This is a genomic window from Wenyingzhuangia gilva, assembly GCF_030519655.1.
GTDB classification, from domain to species: Bacteria; Bacteroidota; Bacteroidia; order Flavobacteriales; family Flavobacteriaceae; genus Wenyingzhuangia; species Wenyingzhuangia gilva.
Genome location: NZ_JAUMIT010000008.1, coordinates 36,852 through 57,862 on the forward strand (window position 1 = coordinate 36,852; position 21,011 = coordinate 57,862).

The 21,011-nt window shown below is 32.0% G+C and carries 21 protein-coding genes and 1 riboswitch; of the genes, 4 read left to right on the forward strand and 17 right to left on the reverse strand.

Annotation, left to right across the window (positions count from 1 at the left end):
• Window positions 1–13 precede the first annotated feature (13 nt).
• On the forward strand, window positions 14–526 hold the full coding sequence (locus tag QVZ41_RS13300) for a hypothetical protein (RefSeq protein WP_302885124.1): 513 nt from the start codon (window positions 14–16) through the stop codon (window positions 524–526).
• A 142-nt stretch (window positions 527–668) separates the two neighbouring features.
• Window positions 669–1,154 (forward strand): hypothetical protein, encoded by a 486-nt coding sequence (locus QVZ41_RS13305; RefSeq protein WP_302885125.1) that lies wholly within the window; start codon window positions 669–671, stop codon window positions 1,152–1,154.
• An 8-nt stretch (window positions 1,155–1,162) separates the two neighbouring features.
• On the opposite strand, the gene QVZ41_RS13310 is transcribed toward QVZ41_RS13305, so the two are convergent.
• The 9 genes from QVZ41_RS13310 to rlmN form a co-directional block, all read right to left on the reverse strand.
• The gene (locus tag QVZ41_RS13310) at window positions 1,163–2,209 is read right to left on the reverse strand and encodes a ThiF family adenylyltransferase (RefSeq protein ID WP_302885126.1); all 1,047 of its coding nucleotides are present in this window, start codon (window positions 2,207–2,209) and stop codon (window positions 1,163–1,165) included.
• Window positions 2,210–2,286: 77 nt separating this feature from the next.
• Window positions 2,287–3,399, reverse strand: a complete 1,113-nt coding sequence (gene thiH, locus QVZ41_RS13315; protein WP_302885127.1) for a 2-iminoacetate synthase ThiH — start codon at window positions 3,397–3,399, stop codon at window positions 2,287–2,289.
• Window positions 3,400–3,471: 72 nt separating this feature from the next.
• Entirely contained in the window at window positions 3,472–4,242 is a 771-nt protein-coding gene (locus QVZ41_RS13320) for a thiazole synthase (protein ID WP_302885128.1), read from the reverse strand.
• Window positions 4,243–4,251: 9 nt separating this feature from the next.
• Entirely contained in the window at window positions 4,252–4,902 is a 651-nt protein-coding gene (gene thiE / locus QVZ41_RS13325) for a thiamine phosphate synthase (protein ID WP_302885129.1), read from the reverse strand.
• Window position 4,903: 1 nt separating this feature from the next.
• A complete protein-coding gene (locus QVZ41_RS13330) occupies window positions 4,904–5,674 on the reverse strand; it encodes a hydroxymethylpyrimidine/phosphomethylpyrimidine kinase (RefSeq protein ID WP_302885130.1) in 771 nt (256 codons plus the stop codon).
• Between the two features lie 104 nt (window positions 5,675–5,778).
• Window positions 5,779–6,369 carry a thiamine phosphate synthase gene (locus QVZ41_RS13335; RefSeq protein ID WP_302885131.1) on the reverse strand — a complete coding sequence of 197 codons (591 nt, stop codon included), beginning with the start codon at window positions 6,367–6,369 and terminating at the stop codon, window positions 5,779–5,781.
• Between the two features lie 176 nt (window positions 6,370–6,545).
• Window positions 6,546–8,408 carry a phosphomethylpyrimidine synthase ThiC gene (gene thiC, locus QVZ41_RS13340; RefSeq protein ID WP_302885132.1) on the reverse strand — a complete coding sequence of 621 codons (1,863 nt, stop codon included), beginning with the start codon at window positions 8,406–8,408 and terminating at the stop codon, window positions 6,546–6,548.
• A 95-nt stretch (window positions 8,409–8,503) separates the two neighbouring features.
• Window positions 8,504–8,707, reverse strand: a complete 204-nt coding sequence (gene thiS / locus QVZ41_RS13345) for a sulfur carrier protein ThiS (RefSeq protein WP_302885133.1) — start codon at window positions 8,705–8,707, stop codon at window positions 8,504–8,506.
• A 101-nt stretch (window positions 8,708–8,808) separates the two neighbouring features.
• Window positions 8,809–8,906, reverse strand: a riboswitch (TPP riboswitch).
• A gap of 94 nt (window positions 8,907–9,000) precedes the next feature.
• Window positions 9,001–10,035: a dual-specificity RNA methyltransferase RlmN gene (gene rlmN / locus QVZ41_RS13350; RefSeq protein WP_302885134.1), complete on the reverse strand. Its 1,035-nt coding sequence runs from the start codon at window positions 10,033–10,035 to the stop codon at window positions 9,001–9,003.
• Between the two features lie 254 nt (window positions 10,036–10,289).
• Between rlmN and QVZ41_RS13355 the strand changes: the two genes are divergently transcribed.
• Window positions 10,290–13,571, forward strand: coding sequence for a collagen-binding domain-containing protein (locus QVZ41_RS13355; protein ID WP_302885135.1), 3,282 nt, complete (start codon window positions 10,290–10,292; stop codon window positions 13,569–13,571).
• An 88-nt stretch (window positions 13,572–13,659) separates the two neighbouring features.
• Here the strand turns inward: QVZ41_RS13355 and queA are convergent, their stop codons facing one another.
• From queA to QVZ41_RS13395, 8 genes are all read right to left on the reverse strand, one after another.
• Window positions 13,660–14,709: a tRNA preQ1(34) S-adenosylmethionine ribosyltransferase-isomerase QueA gene (queA, locus tag QVZ41_RS13360; protein ID WP_302885136.1), complete on the reverse strand. Its 1,050-nt coding sequence runs from the start codon at window positions 14,707–14,709 to the stop codon at window positions 13,660–13,662.
• 246 nt (window positions 14,710–14,955) lie between these two features.
• Window positions 14,956–16,185 carry a 3-phosphoshikimate 1-carboxyvinyltransferase gene (locus QVZ41_RS13365; RefSeq protein WP_302885137.1) on the reverse strand — a complete coding sequence of 410 codons (1,230 nt, stop codon included), beginning with the start codon at window positions 16,183–16,185 and terminating at the stop codon, window positions 14,956–14,958.
• Window positions 16,185–16,445: a hypothetical protein gene (locus QVZ41_RS13370; RefSeq protein WP_302885138.1), complete on the reverse strand. Its 261-nt coding sequence runs from the start codon at window positions 16,443–16,445 to the stop codon at window positions 16,185–16,187. The genes QVZ41_RS13365 and QVZ41_RS13370 overlap by 1 nt, the downstream gene beginning before the upstream one ends.
• Window positions 16,445–16,771: a nucleotide pyrophosphohydrolase gene (locus QVZ41_RS13375; RefSeq protein WP_302885139.1), complete on the reverse strand. Its 327-nt coding sequence runs from the start codon at window positions 16,769–16,771 to the stop codon at window positions 16,445–16,447. Before QVZ41_RS13375 ends, QVZ41_RS13370 begins: the two co-directional genes overlap by 1 nt.
• Before the next feature lie 95 nt (window positions 16,772–16,866).
• Window positions 16,867–17,514, reverse strand: coding sequence for a leucyl/phenylalanyl-tRNA--protein transferase (aat, locus tag QVZ41_RS13380; RefSeq protein ID WP_302885140.1), 648 nt, complete (start codon window positions 17,512–17,514; stop codon window positions 16,867–16,869).
• Between the two features lie 82 nt (window positions 17,515–17,596).
• Entirely contained in the window at window positions 17,597–17,959 is a 363-nt protein-coding gene (locus QVZ41_RS13385) for a DUF3127 domain-containing protein (RefSeq protein WP_073118450.1), read from the reverse strand.
• Window positions 17,960–18,042: 83 nt separating this feature from the next.
• Window positions 18,043–19,071 carry a glycosyltransferase family 9 protein gene (locus tag QVZ41_RS13390; protein ID WP_302885141.1) on the reverse strand — a complete coding sequence of 343 codons (1,029 nt, stop codon included), beginning with the start codon at window positions 19,069–19,071 and terminating at the stop codon, window positions 18,043–18,045.
• A gap of 44 nt (window positions 19,072–19,115) precedes the next feature.
• Window positions 19,116–20,042: a C40 family peptidase gene (locus QVZ41_RS13395; protein ID WP_302885142.1), complete on the reverse strand. Its 927-nt coding sequence runs from the start codon at window positions 20,040–20,042 to the stop codon at window positions 19,116–19,118.
• Between the two features lie 51 nt (window positions 20,043–20,093).
• Between QVZ41_RS13395 and QVZ41_RS13400 the strand changes: the two genes are divergently transcribed.
• Entirely contained in the window at window positions 20,094–21,005 is a 912-nt protein-coding gene (locus QVZ41_RS13400) for a DMT family transporter (protein ID WP_302885143.1), read from the forward strand.
• The last annotated feature ends 6 nt before the right edge of the window (window positions 21,006–21,011 follow it).

Here is a 21,011-nt window from a genome sequence, read left to right on the forward strand (position 1 = left end):
GTGATGATAAAACATGAATAATGCATATATTTGCAGAATGAAGAAGTTGTTTGCTAAATTAAGAAAAAAGAAAAATTTATCTTTTGATAAAAGTGGTGTGTTTGCTACTTTATCTGATGGTAAAGAGGTTGTAATTAAGTGGAGTGTCATAAAAAAAATAATTTTGCTTGATACTTTTGAGGAGTATAGTGGTTATTTTTTAACAGAAGATTATAAGTCTAAAGCTTTATATGATGATATTTCTATAGATTGTAATCAAAACGTAGTGAGAATTCGAACAGGAGGAACTCCAAAAGTTAGAAAAAATACGTCAAGACCATTCTCAAGGAAGTTTGGTACGACGAGTATTTATTATCCAATTTTTATTGAATATGTTGATGATTTGGGAAATAAAAAATTATATGCCAACCACTATGATGACGGAGCGAAGTTAGAAACAGTCAAAAAATTATCATCGTTTTTAGCCAAAGATAAAATTCATCAAAAAAATAAAGTTGAAGGGTTTACTCCCTTATCAGAAATATAAAAAAAGCATCACATTTGTGATGCTTTTTTTATGAATATCAATTAACACATTATAAATACGGTATATATAATAAAAATAAAACCATAGCTTATTTTTTAACGTATATAATTCAAATAATATTATATATAAATTTATTTGAGTTATGAGTTTATTTTCATTTGTATCTAAGAGAAAATATGTGTTATTTAATGAAGAAGGAATTTTAGCAATTCTGTCTGACCAAAAACCTCTTATAATTTCGTGGGAACAGGTTGAAAAAATTGTTTTGACAGATGTTTTTGAGGAATATAGCGGTTATTTTTTAACAGAAGATTATAAGTCTAAAGTTTTATATCATGATATTTCTATAGATTGTAATCAAAATGTGGTTAGAATTAGAACTGGAGGGACTCCTAAAGTTAGAAAAAATACTTTAAAGCCATTTTCAAGGAAGTTCGGTACGACAAGTATTTATTATCCAATTTTTATTGAATATGTGGATGATTCGGGAAATAAAAATCTATATGCTAATCATTTTGATGATAAAGCTAAGTTAGAAATAGTTGAAAAATTATCATTGTTTTTGCCTAAAGATAAAATTCATCAAAAAAAGAGAATAGGAGGGTTTACTCCCTTATCAGAAATATAAAAAAGGCATCACTTAAGTGATACCTTTTTTATTCCTCCTTTTAACGAATATATTTTTAAGCTTAAATCTTTAATTAATTGTTTACTTCTGTTTCCTGTTTCACAATACAGCACGATTTTTTTAGAAGAATTTAAAAGAGCTGGATTACTTCTGATTTCAGATTCAGGGATATGTTTTCCGCCTATGTTTTTGATTTCTCTTTCTAAAGAAGTTCTGATGTCAATCAGTTCATACGAATCATCATTAAGTCCTGAAAAATCAATCTCATTTTCTAGCGTTTCAATACCACAAAAGAAATCGTAGTCAATTAATTCAGTAATTTTAATGTCTTCATTTTTTTCAAAGCTTAAAACAAAATTTTGATTGTTGAGCGTATTGATTGTTAATAATTTTCCTGATAATACTTCTCCAGTATCACAAATGATTTTGATGACTTCATTGGCTTGGTAGCTACCTATAATTCCTGGTAAAATTCCTAATACGCCAATTTCTGAACAAGAAGGAACGGAACCTTGTTTTGGGGGAGTAGGATACAAACATCTATAAGTTGGACCGTTGTTGTAGTTAAATACGGAAACTTGGCCCTCAAACTTAAAGATAGATCCAAAAACCAAAGGTTTGTTGCTTATTACTGAAGCATCGTTACAGAGATATCTCGTTTGAAAATTATCGGAACCGTCTACAATAATATCATATTGATAAAATAAGTCGATCGCATTATCCTTACTTAAAAAGAAATCGTAAATATTAAATTTCACATAAGGATTTAATTGTTTCATCCTATTCGCGGCCGCTCTAGCTTTGGATTTTCCAATGTCATCAACGGTAAATAATATTTGACGTTGTAGATTGGTAACATCCACAGTGTCTCCATCAACAATACCAATGGTTCCTACTCCTGCAGCGGTTAAATATTGAATAATAGGACAGCCCAATCCTCCAGCTCCAATCACTAAAACGTTAGCTGATTTTATTTTTTCTTGTCCCTCTAATCCAATTTCATTTAATAATAAATGACGGCTGTATAATATTTTTTCGTTGTTGTTTAGTTTCACAAGTACAAAGTATTGAGTACAAAGTACAAAGTATTGAGTAGCTACTGTTCTTAGTACTCATTACTTAATACTTAATACTAATTAAACGCTTCCCAATCTTTCCAAACAGGTTCTAATCCACTTTGTTTTAACATTTCAGCAATGAGTTCTGTAGAGCGTTCATCAGAAATTTCAAACTGTTCCAAAGATTGAGGTTCTACTACATATCCACCCGGATTTGTTTTAGATTCTGCACTTAAAGAAGTGATTCCTAAATGTACAATATTGTTTCTAAAAACCTCACTCTCACGTGTACTCATGGATAGCTCTACATCTTCATCTAACAATCTAAAAGCACAAATGGTTTGTACCAAGTTTTTGTCAGTCATTTCTACTTTTGGTTCCAAACCTCCTGAGTGAGGTCTCAATCTAGGGAAAGAGATGGAGTATTTTGTTTTCCAATAGGTTTTTTGTAAATATTTAAGATGTAAAGCAGTAAAAAAGCTATCAGCTCTCCAGTCTTCTAACCCAAATAAAGCACCAATTCCAATTTTATGAACTCCTGCTTTACCTAACCTGTCAGCAGTATCCAATCTGTAGTCAAAATTAGACTTTTTTCCTTTTGGATGATGTTTTTTATATTCGTCTCTATGATAAGTTTCTTGATATACTAAAACTGCGTATAAGTTGGCTTCAATTAATTCTTCGTATTCATGTTGGTCTAATGGTTGCACTTCCATACTGATATTAGCAAATTGATCTCTAATCAACTCAATTGCATGTTTGATGTAAGGAACTCCAACAGTTTTATTTGCTTCTCCAGTCACCAACAAAATATGATCATATCCTTTGGCTTTTAAAAAAGCAACTTCTTTTAGAATTTCATCATCTGTTAAAGTTCTACGAGGAATTTTATTAGTCATACTAAATCCACAATAGGTACAAATGTTTTGACATTCGTTAGACAAATACATCGGTACATACATCTGAATGGTATTTCCAAAACGTTTTTTGGTAGTCATCTTACTCAAATGAGCCATTTGTTCTAAATAGGGAGCTGCAGCAGGTGATATGAAGGCTTTAAAATCCTCTAAATCTCTTTTGGTTTTGGATAAAGCATATTCAACATCTTGAGCAGTTTTTGCATTGATGCTTGCTAAAGTATCATCCCAGTTGTAGGTGTCGAATAGGTTTTGAAATGTTTTGTTCATGTTTCTAAGAATGTAGAATATAGAAGTTAGGGTTTTGTTAAAACCTAGTTTCTATATTCTTGGTTCTAAATTCTAGTTCAAAAAACTGGTTAAAGGACTACTCGCTTCTGCATGTTTTTTTATGCTGGCTAATTTTGCGTTATATGCCATTCTACCCGCTTCCACAGCCATTTTAAAAGCAATTGCCATTTGAACTGGATTTTGAGAAACTGCAATGGCAGTATTTACCAACACAGCATCAGCACCTAATTCCATAGCATAAGCTGCGTGTGATGGGCTTCCAATTCCAGCATCAACAATAACAGGAACATTACTTTGTTCTATAATAATTTCTAGAAAATCAACGGTTTTAATTCCTTTATTGGTTCCTATGGGAGCTCCTAAAGGCATTACGCATTGTGCCCCTACATCTTCTAGTCTTTTACATAATACAGGATCAGCGTGAATGTATGGCATGACTATAAAGCCTAGTTTTACTAATTCTTCGGTAGCTTTTAACGTTTCAATAGGATCGGGTAATAAATATTTAGGATCTGGATGAATTTCTAATTTAATCCAATTGGTTCCCAAAGCTTCTCGAGCCAATTGCGCAGCAAAAACGGCTTCTTTTGCATTTCTAACTCCAGAGGTGTTGGGAAGTAGATTTACATGAGGTTTGGTTATGCTTTGTAACATTTTATCTTGTTCATTCTCTACATCAACTCTTTTTAGAGCAACAGTTACTAGTTCGCTTTCTGATGCTAAAATAGCTTCAGACATTAATTTGTTTGAGCTAAATTTTCCTGTTCCGGTAAAAAGTCTTGAGTTGAATTTTTTGCCTGCTATATTGAGTATATCGTTCATTTTGATTTCTTAAATGTTGTTGATATCGTATTTTTGTTCTTCACTATTACCTGCTTGTAAAAGTTTGTTGAAAGTTCTAATTTTATTAAAATCACGAGTAATTTCTCCTGACATGGCAATACCAGAGATCCCTGTTTTTAAAAGTTCAGGGATGTCATTTTCTGTGATACCACCAATGGCAATAATGGGTGTTTCGGTTTTTAATTCCTGAATAATTAAAGAATATCCATCTAAGCCTAAAACAGGACTTAAATTTTCTTTGGTAGTAGTGAATCTAAAAGGTCCTAAACCGATATAATCAATTTCTTTGTTAATTAAGGTTTTGCAATCTTCAAGTGTATTTGCGGTTCCTCCAATAATTTGCCAAGTGTATAAATATTTCCTTGCTTCAGTTGGGCAAGTATCCGATTTTCCTAAGTGTACACCATCTGCTTTTACTTCTTTCGCAATTTTATAATGATCGTTTATAATCAAACGAGTTTGAAAATGATTGGTAATTTCTCTAGCTTCTAAAGCTGTTTTTAAAATCTTTTTATCGGATAGATTTTTTAAGCGTAATTGCACCAATTCAGCACCAGACTGACAAGCATTTTGAATATTTTCTAAATGCTCTTTTGGACTTGCTCCTTGTGATATATAATGTAGTTTATTGATGGTCATGCTATATTTCTTCTTTGTGAATTTTGGTATGCGTGCCTAAAAGAGACTCGTTACTATTTAAAAATTGTTCTGTGTAATATTTAGCAGCTTTACAAGTGTCTTCTAAATCTAATTCTGATGCAATATTACAAGCTAGAGACGAAGATAGTACACAACCGCTTCCGTGTTTTTCTGAAATTTTAGTTGCATTTGGAGGAATATTTACCATTACAATTCCGCTATGATACAATTCATCCCAGCCTTTTTTATCTGTTCTGTGCCCCCCTTTTAAATAGATGTTTGTTTTACTAGCAATATGCTCTAATGTTTCTTCAATATCTAGGTGTGGATAGAGAAGTTGAATTTCATTATAATTTGGAGTGATAATGTAACATTTTTCCCAAATTTCATCCAGTAAATCTTGACTCTCTTGTGAGTGAAAATCAAAACCAGCAGTGGCTTTTATTATTGGATCTAATACAATTTTAACCTCTGAATTCAGGGCGTGTAATTTGTTTAAAATAAGCAACAGTGTTGCCCAAGATTGGATGATTCCGATTTTAACGATAGAAATTTCAAAACGTTCGAATAAAGTTTCAATTTGCGAAAGAATTACTTTAGGATCTGTCCATATACAATCTTTAAAATCGATGTCGTTCTGAATGGTAATAGCTGTACAAACGGACAGGCCATAAAAACCATGTGCTTCAAATGTTTTAATATCTGAAGTAATTCCAGCACCTCCTGAGGGATCGTGGCCGGCAATTGTTAAAATGTATTTATATTCTTTCATTTGCTTTTTGTCTGTTCAAGTGTTTTAATGAGTGGGCGAATTGAAATGTACCGAGAACTAGTTTTGGGAAATTTCTTCTCGATACTATTTTTCGTTCCTCAAAATCACTCGAAGTGACTATTCATTTTTTTAAAAGCCTCTACTGGGTTTTCACTATTCCAAATTCCTCCTAGAACACCCACTCCTTTAAAACCTAATTTGGTAAAGTTTTCTAAATTATCAGGAGTCACTCCTCCCATTCCGATAATGGTTTTGTCAATATGGTTTACATCAAACCCTCTTCCTTTATATCCTTGTTTAGAGATAGAAGAAAATACTGGACTTAATAAATGATAATCAAATTCAAAAGTACAGTTTTTAAGCTCCTCAGGTTCGTGAAAAGAACTACTAATAGTTTTTCCATACATATTATTCAGTTTTACAAAATAATCGGTAGGAGTGTCTAAATGATCTTTTCTTTTTTGTTCTTGAAAATGAACTCCTTTTAGGTTGTATTCATTCACCAATTCATGAAAATAATGGACTACAATTCGGTTGTGATATTGTTTATCAATTTGATTTAAATACTCACAATGTCCATGGTAATTCTTATCAGGTTTTCTTAAATGATAATATTCCAATCCTTGTTGAAATAACTGATGTAATATTTCAATTTCGTTAGGAATATCATTTTCTGGAGCTATTAAAATTATCATTTGCATGTGTTTTGTTGTCCATCAAAATTACTTGAAATCATTTGAATGAGTTAGGGATTGAGGCTTTGTTTGAGCTCTTTTAAAACGGTGATCGAGCGGGGTCGAGATTGTAGTTTTAAAAAGCGAGTGCCGAAAGCCCGACCCCGAAACTTGTTCGGGGGAACTTCCTAATTATTTTAAAGGTAAACCTCTGATCCTTTTTCTTTAAATTCTTGAGATTTTTCTTCCATTCCTTTTTGGAATACTTCATTGTTTTCGTCAATATCATTCTCGGCAGCAAAATCACGTACTTCTTGAGAAATTTTCATAGAACAGAATTTTGGTCCACACATAGAACAAAAATGTGCCACTTTTGCACCATCTGCAGGCAAAGTTTCATCATGATATTCCAACGCGCGTTCTGGGTCTAACCCTAAATTAAACTGATCTTCCCAGCGGAATTCAAAACGAGCCATACTCAATGCATTATCTCTGTGTTGTGCCCCTGGGTGTCCTTTGGCCAAATCGGCAGCATGAGCCGCTAATTTATAAGTAACCACTCCTACACGAACATCTTCTTTGTTAGGCAATCCTAAGTGTTCTTTTGGAGTTACGTAACACAACATTGCACATCCGTACCAACCAATCATAGCGGCACCAATACCTGATGTAATGTGATCGTAACCTGGAGCAATATCAGTAGTTAAAGGTCCTAGTGTGTAGAATGGAGCTTCATCACAAACTTCAATTTGTTTCTCCATATTTTCTTTAATCATGTGCATTGGTACGTGACCTGGTCCTTCAATAAAACATTGTACTTCGTGCTTACGAGCAATTTGAGTTAATTCTCCTAAAGTTTCTAATTCAGCAAACTGAGCTTCATCATTGGCATCGGCTACAGAACCCGGACGTAAACCATCTCCTAAAGAAAAAGCAACATCGTATTGTTTTAAGATTTCACAAATTTCTTCAAAATGCGTGTACAAGAAACTTTCTTTATGATGTGCCAAACACCATTTTGCCATAATAGATCCTCCACGAGATACAATTCCTGTAACACGATTAGCTGTCATAGGTACGTAGCGCAATAAAACTCCTGCGTGAATGGTAAAATAATCTACCCCTTGTTCTGCTTGCTCAATTAGGGTATCACGGAAAATTTCCCATGTTAGGTCTTCAGCTACTCCGTTTACTTTTTCTAAGGCTTGATAAATGGGTACGGTACCCACAGGCACTGGAGAGTTACGGATAATCCATTCACGAGTTTCATGAATGTTTTGTCCGGTAGATAAATCCATAATATTGTCTGCTCCCCAACGACAAGCCCATACAGCTTTCTCTACTTCTTCTTCTATAGACGATGTAGTAGCAGAGTTTCCAATGTTTGCGTTTATTTTTACTAAGAAATTTCTACCTAAAATCATAGGTTCTGCTTCTGGGTGGTTGATGTTTGAAGGAATTACAGCACGACCTCTAGCCACTTCTTCACGAACAAATTCAGCCGTAATTTTTTCTGGAATGGCTGCTCCAAAATGTTCTCCTTTGTGTTGTTTTCTAATTTCGGTCATTTCGTCAATTCGTTGGTTTTCACGAATGGCGATGTATTCCATTTCTGGAGTAATAATTCCTTGTTTAGCGTAGTGTAACTGAGTTACATTTTTCCCTTTTTTAGCACGTTTTGGTTTGTGTTTTAAATCAAAACGCATATGGTCTAAACTTTTATCGTTTAAACGCTCGTTACAATATTTAGAAGTAAAAGAGTCTAGTTCTTCTACATCTCCACGATCTAAAATCCACTGTTCTCTAATTCTTTCAATTCCGTTATGTACGTTTATTTCTTTGTTAGGATCTGTATAAGGTCCAGAAGTATCATACACAGTAACTGGCTCGTTTGGTGTTTTCTTTTTGGTCATCGAATCTGTTGTGTCCGCTAAAGAAATTTCACGCATTGCCACTTTAATTTGTGGATGGATTTTTCCTGGCACGTAAATCTTTTTAGAATTTGGAAAAGGTTTTCTTGTAATTTGTCCTTCTTTTGGTGCAGTGTCTTTGTTTTTCATTTTTATTGTGGTATTTGGTAGTAGGTAGAAAGTATAAGGACTTATCGTAGCTACGTATAATTGTTAATTCGTAATTGATTGATTGCTAATTGAGTTTACCCTCCCTGTGTAGCTTGTATAATTAAAACATCGTCTCCTTGGTTTAGAAATTGACTTTCCCAATTAGATTTAGTGATGATTTTTTGATTAATGGCCACAGCAATTCCATGTTCGGGTTGCGCTAATTGATGTAACAAATGAGCAACAGAACTGTTTTCTGAAATTTCTTTGAATTGATTGTTTACTTTTATGGTTATCATTGTTCAAAATATTTGGGCGATAACCTTTGCAGAAGGATTCTGCTTAAACTTGATTAAGATAGTACGCGAAGAATTGCGTTGCTACAATAATAACAAAAGAGGTCTGTGACCTCACTTTTCCCTACGTAAGTTCTAACTTATTCAGGTTCAAAGGGTAACTCTCAGTCTTTTTTGTAAAAAGACACCCCCAAAGTTTATCTAATGCGAATGTATAAAAATATTTTCACAACACAATTTATAGTATTGTAAATAAACGAATGTTAGTGATTTGTGAGTTTTAACAGGATTTAAAATTAGCTTTTATTCGCCAACTGTCCACAAGCAGCATCAATGTCTTTTCCTCTAGATCTACGAACGTTCACTACAATTCCGTTTTTTTCTAAAGAGTAAACATAGTCATCAATAGCTTTATTGCTCGCTTGTTGATACTTTCCGTCATCAATAGGATTATATTCTATTAAATTTACTTTACAAGGAACGTAAGAACAGAATTTTATCAAAGCATTGATATCTTCCTGTTTGTCATTTATATCTCGCCAAACTACATATTCATAGGTAATTCTACTTTGTGTTTTTGCGTACCAATACTCTAAAGATTCTCGTAAGTCTGTTAACGGAAAGTTTTTAGAAAAAGGCATGATTTTATTTCTAGTCTCTTCAATGGCAGAATGCAAAGAAACGGCTAAGTTAAATTTTACTTCATCATCGGCTAGTTTTTTAATCATTTTGGGTAATCCAGAAGTAGAAACTGTGATTCGTTTTGGAGACATTCCTAAACCTTCTTCACTAGTAATCATTTCGATGGATTTCATTACATTGTTGTAGTTCATCAATGGTTCCCCCATTCCCATATACACAATATTGGAAAGCTTATGATTATAGTAATGCAAACTTTCTTGATTGATGGCTGCCACTTGATCGTAAATTTCATCAGCATTTAAGTTTCTCATTCTTTTTAAACGAGCTGTAGCACAAAATTCACAATCTAAACTACAACCTACTTGACTAGATACACAAGCGGTGGTTCTAGAGTCAGTAGGAATTAATACAGATTCTACCACTAAGCCATCGTGAAGTTTTACAGCATTTTTTACAGTACCGTCTTTACTGCGTTGCATGTTGTCTACCTTAATATGGTTAATGACAAAATTTTCTTCTAATTGCTCTCTAGTTTGTTTAGAAAGATTGGTCATGTCTTCAAAATTGTGAGCAGATTTACTCCATAACCATTCGTAAACCTGATTTCCTCTAAAGGCTTTATCTCCTTGAGAAACAAAAAAGTCTCTTAATTGATCCTTGGTAAGTGCTCTGATATCTTTTTTAGACATATTTTGTTTTCTGAAAAGTTACGCTGCAAATTTATTAAAATCCTTGTGCAATATAGATTTTAATGTGCTTAATAAAAGTTTAAATAGTAAGATATAAGTATTTGTAATTTAGTTTTATGGTTTTTGGTGATAACAAATGTTAATAAATATATATTGGGTGTTTAAAAAAATGATAATTGTTATTTTATTGTTTGTTTATAATATACTTTTGATGTCGAATTAAAATGATTAAAAATATCATGATTAAAATTACTATGAATAACCTTTTTTTGTTTTTTAGTGTGTTTATAATTCAAATAGGGTTTAGTCAAGTTAGCCCTACATCACTAGCTCAAGGCTTTGATTTGTTTGTGAAAGGAGATGCTGTTTTAAATGGCGGACATTGTGAAGGAACAGGAGCCATAGGAGGAGATGTAATTTTCAATAACAATTATAGTTTTGCACACAATATAAGTGGAGGATATGTAGATGGAGCTAATGGAGAAGCTACCCAGGTGGGGCTTTATGTTGATGGTAAAGTTCTTTTTGGTACTGTTGGTGGTGATATTAATATTAACAGCAATACTTTTTTAAAAATAGGTAATGATAGTGGAATATTTATTCATGACATAATGCCTAATAATCCTTCTCAAAAAATCAATACAAGAATAAATAAAAGTAGTACAAATATAGACACTAATCCTAAAATTATTCTTAATGTAAAGCAATCAGCTTCTTCTGTTCACAGAGGTGGATTGATTGATTTTGATGATGCTTTTTCAAAGTTTGAGTCTCATGCTGTTCAACTTTCACAAATGACAGCAACAGGAACTATAAATATTGCACACGGTACTGGTAAGGTTACTCTTCAAGACGGAGTGAATGTTATCAATACTACAGGTGACGTTCTTAATAGTTTGCAAGCATTACAGTTTGAAGGAGGGAAACCTTCAAGCACTAAGCCCGTAGTTGTAAATGTTGATGCTTTAGGATCTTTTAGTACAGAAATGTTTAATTTCAATGGTATTGGAGATCAAGAAGGAGATTTTATTCTATTTAATTTTTACAACACAACTTCATTAGAGTTTACAAATAACGGAAGAACAGTTAAAGGGACAATTTTTGCTCCTAAGGCTGATTTCACTAAAAATTCATCATCAAATATTGATGGACAAGTTATTGTGAAATCATTTATCATGAGCAACGGTGAATTACATCATCACTTGTTTGAAAACAAAATTGTAAAGGAAGAAGTTCCAGCATCAGGAGGTGATGGTGATGATAGTTGCAAAACAGCATATAAAGAAAACGGAGGGGGTTTTTCTACTAGAATAAACAAAGTAACTCATAATAGTAACGGAACTTACACAATACAAATAGAAGTTTCTCATGATGGTTGTTCAGGGCCAAGTTGTAAAGAATTAAGTCATTTCTCAGTTGAAGTAAATAATTCTAATACTTTCTCTGATGTTATTTGGAATTCAGTTTCAGGCAGTGTTTCAGGAAACATTGAGTTGTCTTTAGGAAATAATGATCCTTTTGACGGATTTAAATTAGATAATGTAAACGGAATTGGTGGTGGAAAAAAAGGTTCTTTTACCATGACATATACTTTGTCTGCTCTTCAAGATCAAGATTTTTTAGCAAAAGCAGGGAATAATTATACTCAGATAGCTTCATTTACTGTTGCAGAATTTGAGAAGGTCTTAGACTGTAGTGGAACATCTGAAAAAGATACTGATAATGACGGAGTTCCAGATTCAGTAGACAACTGCGTGAATACACCAAATCCAAATCAGGAAGATGCTGATAATGATGGGATTGGAGATGTCTGTGATACAGACACAGATGTAAGTGACTGCGTAAGTGAAGACTGTAAAGGACTTTATAAAACGTTTGAATCTTACTTAGTTCGTAAAGGATATGATGATGTGGTAGATGGAGTTATTAAACCTACTACCGAATTGGCTCTTATTGAAAATTTAGATTTGTCTAATATGAATATGAGAGATTTAAGCGGTATAGAGTATTTAACTGGTTTAAGAACTTTATATCTTAATGGTAATGAGCTAACAAATATTGATTTAACGAAAAATATAAATTTAGAGATTTTAAGTGTTAATGATAATCACTTATCTGATATAGATGTTTCAACCTTATTAAAGTTAAAAGAATTACATGCAGCAGCTAATGAATTAACTAGTATTGATATAAATAACAATGCTATGTTGACACATCTTGTTTTAAAATATAATAAAATTTCAAACTTAGATGTTAGCGCTAATACATTGTTAACTTTACTAGAAGTTCAGTATAATGCAGGTTTGTTAACAACCTTAAAACTAGGAACTAATATTAATTTAAAGTACTTGTATGCACAATACAATAATTTAACAAAAATTGATGTATCAGGTGTGTTGAATTTAGTAGAGCTGTATTTAAATGATAATAATTTATCAGGAGTTTTAAACTTAGATAACCATAGAAAATTAGAAGTTATTAGCCTTTGTAATAATAATTTAACATTAACAACAGATTGTTTAATCACTAGAGATGCTCCAGTAGTGTTTAATACACTAGAAGAGTATTTAGTATCTATTGGTTTAGATGATAAAGTTGATGGTGTAATTCATCCTACTTCAGAAATAAAAAACCTTAAGAAGTTAGATATTACTGATAAAGGAATTAAGTATGTAACCGGGATTGAGCTATTTACATCTTTAGAAGAGTTTCATGCTTCAGGAAATGCATTTTCAACAATTGATCTTTCTAAAAACACTTTAATAAGAGTTTTAGATGTATCAAATAATAAATTGTCGTCACTAGACCTAACAAACTTAGGGTTGTTAGAAGAATTGTATGCGGGTAAAAACGCAATTACAAGTATCGATTTAAAATCTAATTTATTGTTGACTAAGTTAGTTTTAAGAGAAAACAATCTTATCACTTTAGATCTTACAGAAAACGAAGATTTAATCTTGATTGAAGTAAAAGGGAATGTGTTAGAAGAGTTGATTTTAGGTGAAAAGAAAAAGTTGACAGAATTATATGCAAAGTCAAATAGATTAAGAAGTATAGATGTTAGTAAGGCTTTAAACCTAGTCGTTTTACATTTACAATATAATTTTTTAGAAGGTACTCTAGATTTAGATAAAAATAAGTGTTTGTTGAAGTTAAATTTAAGTGATAACTTATTAGAAAAAGTTAAGTTTAAGAATGAGTTTAATAGTCGAGTACCAGATGATGAGTTTAGAATTTTAAATAATCCAAGGCTAAACTGTGTAAAAGTAGATGACGTAATGTTTAGTGTTTCTGAGTGGACTACGTTTGTAGAAAATTCAGGTGTATTTAGTGCTAGTGACTGTGAAGAAGTAACCTCTAAATCTAAAATTGTTGTTGAAAATAAAAAAATTGTTTTGTCAAAAGAAGTTGATTTTAAAATATATAAATCATCAGGAGATGTTGAAAAAAACGAAAATCTAGAGGGTATCTATTTTGTTAAAACAATAGACACAAAGACAGGAGAAGTAAGAGTAGAAAAAGTATTGATATATTAGTAAATAATTTTAGATAGTACAAAACATAAAAAAAAGGGTTCAAAATATTAATTATTTTGAACCCTTTTTTATGTTCTTATTAAGTTGATTAGATAATCAACATTGCATCTCCGTAAGTACTAAATTTGTATCCTTCTTTAATCGCTTCTTTATAAGCTTTCATTAAGAAATCATAACCAGCAAAAGCGGCTACCTGCATCATTAAGGTTGATTTAGAAGGGTGAAAGTTGGTAATCATTGCATTGGCAATGCTAAAATCGTAAGGAGGGAAAATAAATTTATTGGTCCATCCATCATAAGGATTTAATCTTCCATTTGATGAAACAGTAGATTCAATAGCACGCATTACAGTAGTACCTACAGCACAAACTCTGCGTTTTTTATCGATAGCATTATTTACTTCTTCACAAGTTTTTTCTGAAACCATCATTTGTTCAGAATCCATTTTGTGTTTAGATAAATCTTCAACTTCAACAGGATTAAAAGTTCCTAAACCAATATGTAAAGTGATTTCAGAAAAATCTACTCCTTTAATTTCTAAACGTTTCATTAAATGTTTAGAAAAATGCAATCCAGCCGTTGGAGCTGCAACAGCACCTTCTTCTTTTGCGTAAATAGTTTGGAAACGCTCAGCATCTTGTTCTTCAACATCTCTTTCTAAATGTTTAGGGATTGGTGTTTCTCCTAAATCTTCTAATTTTTGTCTGAATTCTTCGTAAGACCCATCATATAAAAAACGTAAAGTACGTCCTCTAGAAGTGGTGTTGTCAATTACTTCTGCTACTAATGAGTCATCTTCACCAAAAAATAATTTGTTCCCAATTCTAATTTTACGAGCAGGATCTACCAAAACATCCCATAAACGGTTTTCAGCATTTAATTCACGTAATAAGAAAACTTCAATTCTAGCACCAGTTTTTTCTTTGTTCCCGTACATACGAGCTGGAAAAACTTTGGTGTTGTTTAAAATCATCAAATCACCATCATCAAAGTAGTCAATAACATCTTTAAATTGTTTGTGTTCTATGGTTTGTTCTTTTCTGTTCAAGACCATTAAACGAGATTCATCTCTGTACTCCGCTGGATACTTAGCGATAAGTTCATCAGGTAAATCAAAATGAAATGCAGATAACTTCATGTATATGTTGTTTTTAGATAAGGCTGCAAATATACAATCCTGAGATAGGCGTTGTCAAGCATATTGAGGTTTATTTTTTATTTTACAGTAAAGAGCAACGAGTATTAAGTACTGAGAACGAGTGTTTATATGGTGCTATAGCTGTTTTTAAATTTTTTATTTTTAAACAAAACGCTCATAAATTCATTGAATTTATGAGCGTTTATAAAACTATAGACTGAATACTCAGTACTTTGGTACTTTTAGTTACTGAAATATTTCAAAATCATCCCAAAAACTAGGATAAGATTTAGAAACGACTCCCGCATCATCAATATTAATGTTTGTTTTTAATAATAATGGAGCAAAAGCCATGGCCATTCGGTGATCGTTATAAGTGGAAATGTGTACGTCACTATTTATGGTTCCGTTAAAAGCTTTTACTGTTAAAGTTTCATCTGTATATTCAATAGTGGCTCCAAGTTTTGATAACTCGTTGTACAGCGCAATAATTCTATCGGTTTCTTTAATTTTTAAAGTATGTAAACCTGTCATGTGACACTCTACTCCCAATCCAAAAGCAGTTACGGCAATGGTTTGAGCAATGTCTGGAGCTTGTACCAAATCAAATTCAACACGTTTTGGTAAAGTGAAGTTTTTAACTTTTTCTAAAGTGATGGTATGTCCTTTAAAACTGGTATTTACTCCAAATTCTTTATAAATTTCTTGTAATACAGAATCTCCCTGTAAACTGTTTTCTTTATATGATGAAATGTCAAGTTTTCCGTTTTCTGATAACGCAACCAATCCGTAAGAATAAGAAGCAGAACTCCAATCAGACTCAACTGTAAACTCTGTATTTTTAATTGTTTGAGTTGGTTGAACCGTAATAAATTGTCCTTCAAAATTGGTAGATACCCCTAAATCATTCAGTAAACTTAAAGTCATTTGAATATAAGGGATAGAAGTAATTTTTCCTTCAAATTCGATGGTTAGTCCATCAGGTAGAGTAGGAGCAATCAATAATAAAGATGAAATGTATTGACTACTTACACTACCATCAATTTTAACTTTGTTAGCTGTTAAAGTAGTTCCTGTAATTTTTAAAGGAGGAAATCCATCATTTTTAACATATTCAATATTTGCTCCCAAAGAACGCAAAGCATCTACTAAAATTTTAATAGGACGTTCTTGCATTCTTGCAGATCCTGTTAAAATAATTTCTGAGTTTGGTTTTACTGCAAAATAGCTGGTTAAAAAACGCATGCTAGTTCCTGCGTGTCCAATGTTGATTTCTTTTTCTTTTGATTTTAATGCGTTTTGCATCAAATTAGTGTCATCAGAATTAGATAAATTACTAATGTTGATACTTGGGTATAAGGCTTGTAAAATTAACAAACGATTACTTTCACTTTTAGAACCGGTAATTTGAAAAGCATCGTTTACCGTTCCATTATATTTTTTAAGGAATTTTGTTCCTATATCTGCATGTGCCATTATATAATATTTTTAGCCTTACTTTTAGTTAAAAAAGCCATTACAAATCCATAACCAATAATAATTGCAACTCTTGTTGCTACAAAAGGAATCCAAGTATCATCTTCAAAACTTTCTGAAATAGCATTTAAGTTTCCGTTTTTAAACAATTCTGCTGCTGTAAAAACAATGGCTAAAATAAATCCGAAAGAAATCATGAATCTAATAGCTAATTTCCACAAAGGTGTACTTGCTATTTTTTTTACTTTTTGATTGGCCATTATTGTAGTTTTTTATTGTTATGATGACGATCGTGATCACGTTTTGTTTTTAAATCTAATTTGGCATCAAAAGCAGCTTGTAAATCTACTCCCGTTTGATTTGCCAAACACAAAAGCACAAATAAAACATCAGATAATTCTTCTCCTAAATCTTTGTTTTTATCACTTTCTTTTTCTGATTGTTCTCCGTAACGACGAGCAATAATTCTGGCAACTTCTCCAACTTCTTCAGTTAATTGAGCCATGTTGGTTAGTTCGTTAAAATAACGAACTCCATGTTCTTTTATCCATTTGTCAACATCAAGTTGTGCGTTTTTAATATCCATTTTTGATGGTTTAATTTAAGATGACCCTTTGGGGTTAAAACGGCTCAAAGATAAGGGTTTGTTCATCAAGTTAAAAAGATAAAAGTTGGAAAGTGTTAAAGCTTCTTTTTTGTTAAAATATCTAAAAATTCTTGTCTTGGAATTTCGTAGGCTCCTAAACTTTCTAAATGCTCATTATGTACTTGGCAATCTAACAGATCATAGTTGTTTTCAACTAAATAATTATTTAACCAAGCAAAAGCAATTTTAGAGGCGTTACTTACTTTGCTAAACATGCTTTCCCCACAAAAAACATGTTGTTGATCTATGCCGTACAAACCACCAACTAATTCGTTGTTATGCCAAACCTCTACTGATTTTGCAATCCCCAATTCGTGAAGATTAATATAAGCTTGTTGCATGTCATCGGTAATCCAAGTACCTAAGCCATCATATCTATTAATGGTTTTACAGTTGTGAATTACTTCTTTAAAATGCTGATTAAAAGTAACCGTAAAAATATTTTTTTTGATGATTTGTTTTAAACTTTTTGATGGTTTGTAATGTCTAGGGTCTAAAACCATTCGCCATGCCGGACTGTACCAAATTATTGGTTCTCCATCGCAATACCAAGGGAAAATTCCTTTTTGGTAAGCGACCAATAAACGCTTTGTAGATAAATCTCCGCCAATGGCAAGAATATCATCTTCGTTCGCAAGATTAGGATGTGGAAATTCTATAGAATTTTGGTCTAATAAATACATTTGGTTACATTTCAAATAGGTTTAATACAAAAACGCTTTCAATTTTATTGAAAGCGTTTTAAATATTGTTGAGATGATTTTCTTAGAAAGGTAAATCGTCTGGTTCTTCATTTTGAGCAATAGAAGTCGTTTCAAAAGTTGCAGGTGCTTCTCCTCCTTGAGCAGCTGGTGCAGTCGCTTCAATTCTCCAACCTGTAATAGAGTTAAAGTATTTCGCTTCTCCTTGTGGGTTGATCCACTCGCGACCTCTAAGGTTAATAGAAATAGTTACATCTTGTCCTACTTTGTAAGCATCTAAAATATCTACTTTATCCTGTACAAACTCAATCATTAACATTTGTGGATACTGTTCATCGGTAGTAATAACTACTTCTCTTTTTCTAAATCCGCTAGCTCCAAATGTTTGCGTGTCGTTAATTAATTTAATTTTTCCTGATACTTGCATGTTCTTCATTTATTTATTGAAAATCAAAAATAAATAGATTGTTAAGAAACTAGAATAGAAACTGTTTAAACTTATTAACAAATCTAAATAATTGTTGATAAAACTTTATAAATGATGGATTTAGGAGTGATGGTTTTCATTACATCTTCGTAGCCAGGAATTATTTTGTTTCCATAAACGGATGTTGGTAGTAAAGGAAATTTTGTTCTGTCTGCTGTGATACAATTTTCTTCTTGATGAAAAGGAGCAAATCCTGCATAAGGATGTGTAGCTCCCCAAATGGTAATGGTTGGTACTCCGTACAAAGCAGAAAAATGTCCGTTACCACTATCCATGCTTATCATCAAAGATAAGTTGCTAATAATGGCAAGTTCTTGTTTTAATTTTATTTTTCCGGCCACAGAAAAAGTGTTGCTGTATTTTTGGGTGATGTTGTTTAAAGCTTCAATTTCTTCTTGTCCACCACCAAATAATAAAATTTTATGTTGTTTGCTCAAATTCTCAATCACTTCTTCCATCTGTTCTATAGGATATTTTTTTCCTTCATGAGCTGCAAAAGGAGCAATTCCAATTATTTTCTCATCGGGTTGATAATTGAATAAAGCTTTTAAATCATCTGTTAGAATCTCTTTGTTTTTTAACGATGGTTTTTCTAAATCTACAGAATAACCTAATAACGCAAAAACATCTGCATATCGTTGATGGGTACTGGTTAAAGGTTTGAAAACTTTATTTTTTAAAGAAGTTAAAGCTTTTTTTTCTGCTCTACCTTTGTTGATAAATGCTACTTTGGTTCCGTCTAGTTTAAATAAAGTTCTTAAAAGTTTAGAACGTAATACATTGTGTAAATCTGCTACTGCATCAAAATTTAAGGACTTTAATTCTTTGTAAAGTTTGTAAATTCCTTTAAATCCTCGGTGTTTTCCTTTTACATCGGCTGTAAAAAAAGTTACTTGTTCAATATCATCAAAAAGAGGTTTTAAAAATCCTTTAGAAACTAGAGTAATTTTAATATTTGGGTGTTGAGCAATTAGGGTTTTAATCACGGGTACCGTCATAGCAACATCTCCCATGGCAGACATCCTAATGACTAAAATATGTTTTTGATCCATAGCGTAAAAGGTAACTTTTGGTGGAAGATAGTAAATTAATTTTTTTATAAAATCAGTAAGGTCATTCCGACGTCAATTTTGTCAGAAGTTAAATTGTTGATTTCTTTAATACTATTCACCGTGGTGTTGTGGTTTTTAGCAATTAGGGATAAAGAATCTCCTCTTTTTACAATGTAAGATAATGGAATATCATCTATAATTTTAGTCGCTATTTTTAACACCATTCCTACTTTAAGTTTGTCAGAAGTTAATTGATTGGTTGTTTTAATTTCTGAAACTGTTTTGTTGTAATGTTGGGCAATATTGTAAAGGTTATCGCCTTTTTTTACAATGTATGTGATTTCTGGTTTAACAGCATTTTGCTCATTGTTTAAAATACTATCATTAAATACAATAGGAGCCAAAACAGCATTTTTGTCAAAAAACTTAATATTAGTAGATTCTTCAATAATTCTAGTACCACTCACATAAGCTTTTTTCCAATATTTTTCTGAGACAGAAGAGATGATCACACCTTCAGAAGAGGAATGAATAAACTGAACATCATCCATGGTTCTATCAACCACAATTCCAACATGACTTACTCTATTTAGCCCCATGGTTCTAAAAAAGATGAGATCTCCTTTGGATAGGTTTTCAAAGCTAATTTGTTTGCCTACTTTAGATTGTTGAAAAGAACTTCTAGGAAGAATGATGTTGTTTTCTTTAAAAGTAGTGAGCACAAAACCAGAACAATCCATACCGTAGATGTCTGTACCTCCTGGTCTATAGTTTACACCTTTATATTTTAAGGCTGTTTGAATAATTTTATCTGCAATTTTTTCATTCTTATATATGGCACCTACCTCAGAGGTTACATTTTTTGTTTCCTCATGAATCCCTTTTTTTCCTTGGATGTAATAAATAGAATCACAAGAGAATAAGAGTAAAAATGTAGGCCCTAAAAAAAAGGATAAATTATTTTTTTTCATGACTGCTAAAATAGATATTCTACGGATATTTGATAGATAAAAAATGATGTAATGAGTAAAAGAAATCTAGCCCTATTAGCTGTCTTTAGTACCGCTATTTTTTACGGAATTAATTACACGTTGGTAAAAAGGGTAATGCCAAATTACTTAAGCCCTTATGCTTTGGTTTGGGTAAGAATTTTTGCGGCTACTATATTGTTTTGGATTACATCATTTATGATAAAATCATCAGAATTAGAAAAAAAAGATTTTCCAAAAGTAGCATTGCTTTCTGTAATTGCCATTGTTATTAATATTTTGTCTTTTTTTAAAGGTATTAGTTTAACAACTCCTATTAATGCATCTGTTATTATGGTAACCACACCTATTTTGGTGTTTGTATTTTCCTTAATTATTTTAAAAGAAAAATTAGAGTTAAAACGTGGTTTAGGAATTATTATTGGGTTGTTGGGGGCTTTTTTGTTAACTACTGCTGATAAAAAAGTGGCAGAGAATGCAGTAAATATTCCATTGGGAAATTTATTGGTGTTTGTAAATGCATCAGGCTATGCATTGTACTTAATTTTAGCAAAAAAAATGATTGAAAAATATCATCCTATTACTTTTGTAAAATGGCTGTATACTTTTGGTTTGTTGTTTATGACTCCTTTTGTTTTTAAGGAAGTGTTGATGGTGGAGTGGCAAAATATACCTTTAAATATTTATTTAATAATTGCATATGTAGTGGTGTTTGCAACTTACTGTAATTTCTTATTTAATCTTTATGGATTAAAACAATTAAAACCAACCACGGTAAGCGCTTTTATATATACCCAACCTGTAATAGCAAGTTTGTTTGCTTTGTTGGTAGGGAGTGATGAGCTTTCTTGGGTAAAAGTAGCTTGTACTTTACTCATTTTTGTAGGGGTTTATTTGGTTACCTTAAAGCCTAATGAAGCTAAGAATAAAGTTACTGCTAACTAGAGAAGT

Coding starts and splice junctions, on each gene's coding strand:
- queA (WP_302885136.1), bottom strand. CDS start 14,709: ATGAAGTTATCTGCATTTCATTTTGATTTACCTGATGAACTTATCGCT.
- QVZ41_RS13330 (WP_302885130.1), bottom strand. CDS start 5,674: ATGAAAGAATATAAATACATTTTAACAATTGCCGGCCACGATCCCTCA.
- QVZ41_RS13375 (WP_302885139.1), bottom strand. CDS start 16,771: ATGGATATTAAAAACGCACAACTTGATGTTGACAAATGGATAAAAGAA.
- QVZ41_RS13355 (WP_302885135.1), top strand. CDS start 10,290: ATGAATAACCTTTTTTTGTTTTTTAGTGTGTTTATAATTCAAATAGGG.
- QVZ41_RS13300 (WP_302885124.1), top strand. CDS start 14: ATGAATAATGCATATATTTGCAGAATGAAGAAGTTGTTTGCTAAATTA.
- QVZ41_RS13400 (WP_302885143.1), top strand. CDS start 20,094: ATGAGTAAAAGAAATCTAGCCCTATTAGCTGTCTTTAGTACCGCTATT.
- thiC (WP_302885132.1), bottom strand. CDS start 8,408: ATGAAAAACAAAGACACTGCACCAAAAGAAGGACAAATTACAAGAAAA.
- thiS (WP_302885133.1), bottom strand. CDS start 8,707: ATGATAACCATAAAAGTAAACAATCAATTCAAAGAAATTTCAGAAAAC.
- thiH (WP_302885127.1), bottom strand. CDS start 3,399: ATGAACAAAACATTTCAAAACCTATTCGACACCTACAACTGGGATGAT.
- QVZ41_RS13395 (WP_302885142.1), bottom strand. CDS start 20,042: ATGAAAAAAAATAATTTATCCTTTTTTTTAGGGCCTACATTTTTACTC.
- thiE (WP_302885129.1), bottom strand. CDS start 4,902: ATGACCATCAATAAACTACATTATATATCACAAGGAGCAAGTCCAAAA.
- QVZ41_RS13335 (WP_302885131.1), bottom strand. CDS start 6,369: ATGATAATTTTAATAGCTCCAGAAAATGATATTCCTAACGAAATTGAA.
- QVZ41_RS13320 (WP_302885128.1), bottom strand. CDS start 4,242: ATGAACGATATACTCAATATAGCAGGCAAAAAATTCAACTCAAGACTT.
- QVZ41_RS13370 (WP_302885138.1), bottom strand. CDS start 16,445: ATGGCCAATCAAAAAGTAAAAAAAATAGCAAGTACACCTTTGTGGAAA.
- QVZ41_RS13385 (WP_073118450.1), bottom strand. CDS start 17,959: ATGCAAGTATCAGGAAAAATTAAATTAATTAACGACACGCAAACATTT.
- QVZ41_RS13390 (WP_302885141.1), bottom strand. CDS start 19,071: ATGGATCAAAAACATATTTTAGTCATTAGGATGTCTGCCATGGGAGAT.
- QVZ41_RS13365 (WP_302885137.1), bottom strand. CDS start 16,185: ATGGCACATGCAGATATAGGAACAAAATTCCTTAAAAAATATAATGGA.
- QVZ41_RS13305 (WP_302885125.1), top strand. CDS start 669: ATGAGTTTATTTTCATTTGTATCTAAGAGAAAATATGTGTTATTTAAT.
- aat (WP_302885140.1), bottom strand. CDS start 17,514: ATGTATTTATTAGACCAAAATTCTATAGAATTTCCACATCCTAATCTT.
- rlmN (WP_302885134.1), bottom strand. CDS start 10,035: ATGTCTAAAAAAGATATCAGAGCACTTACCAAGGATCAATTAAGAGAC.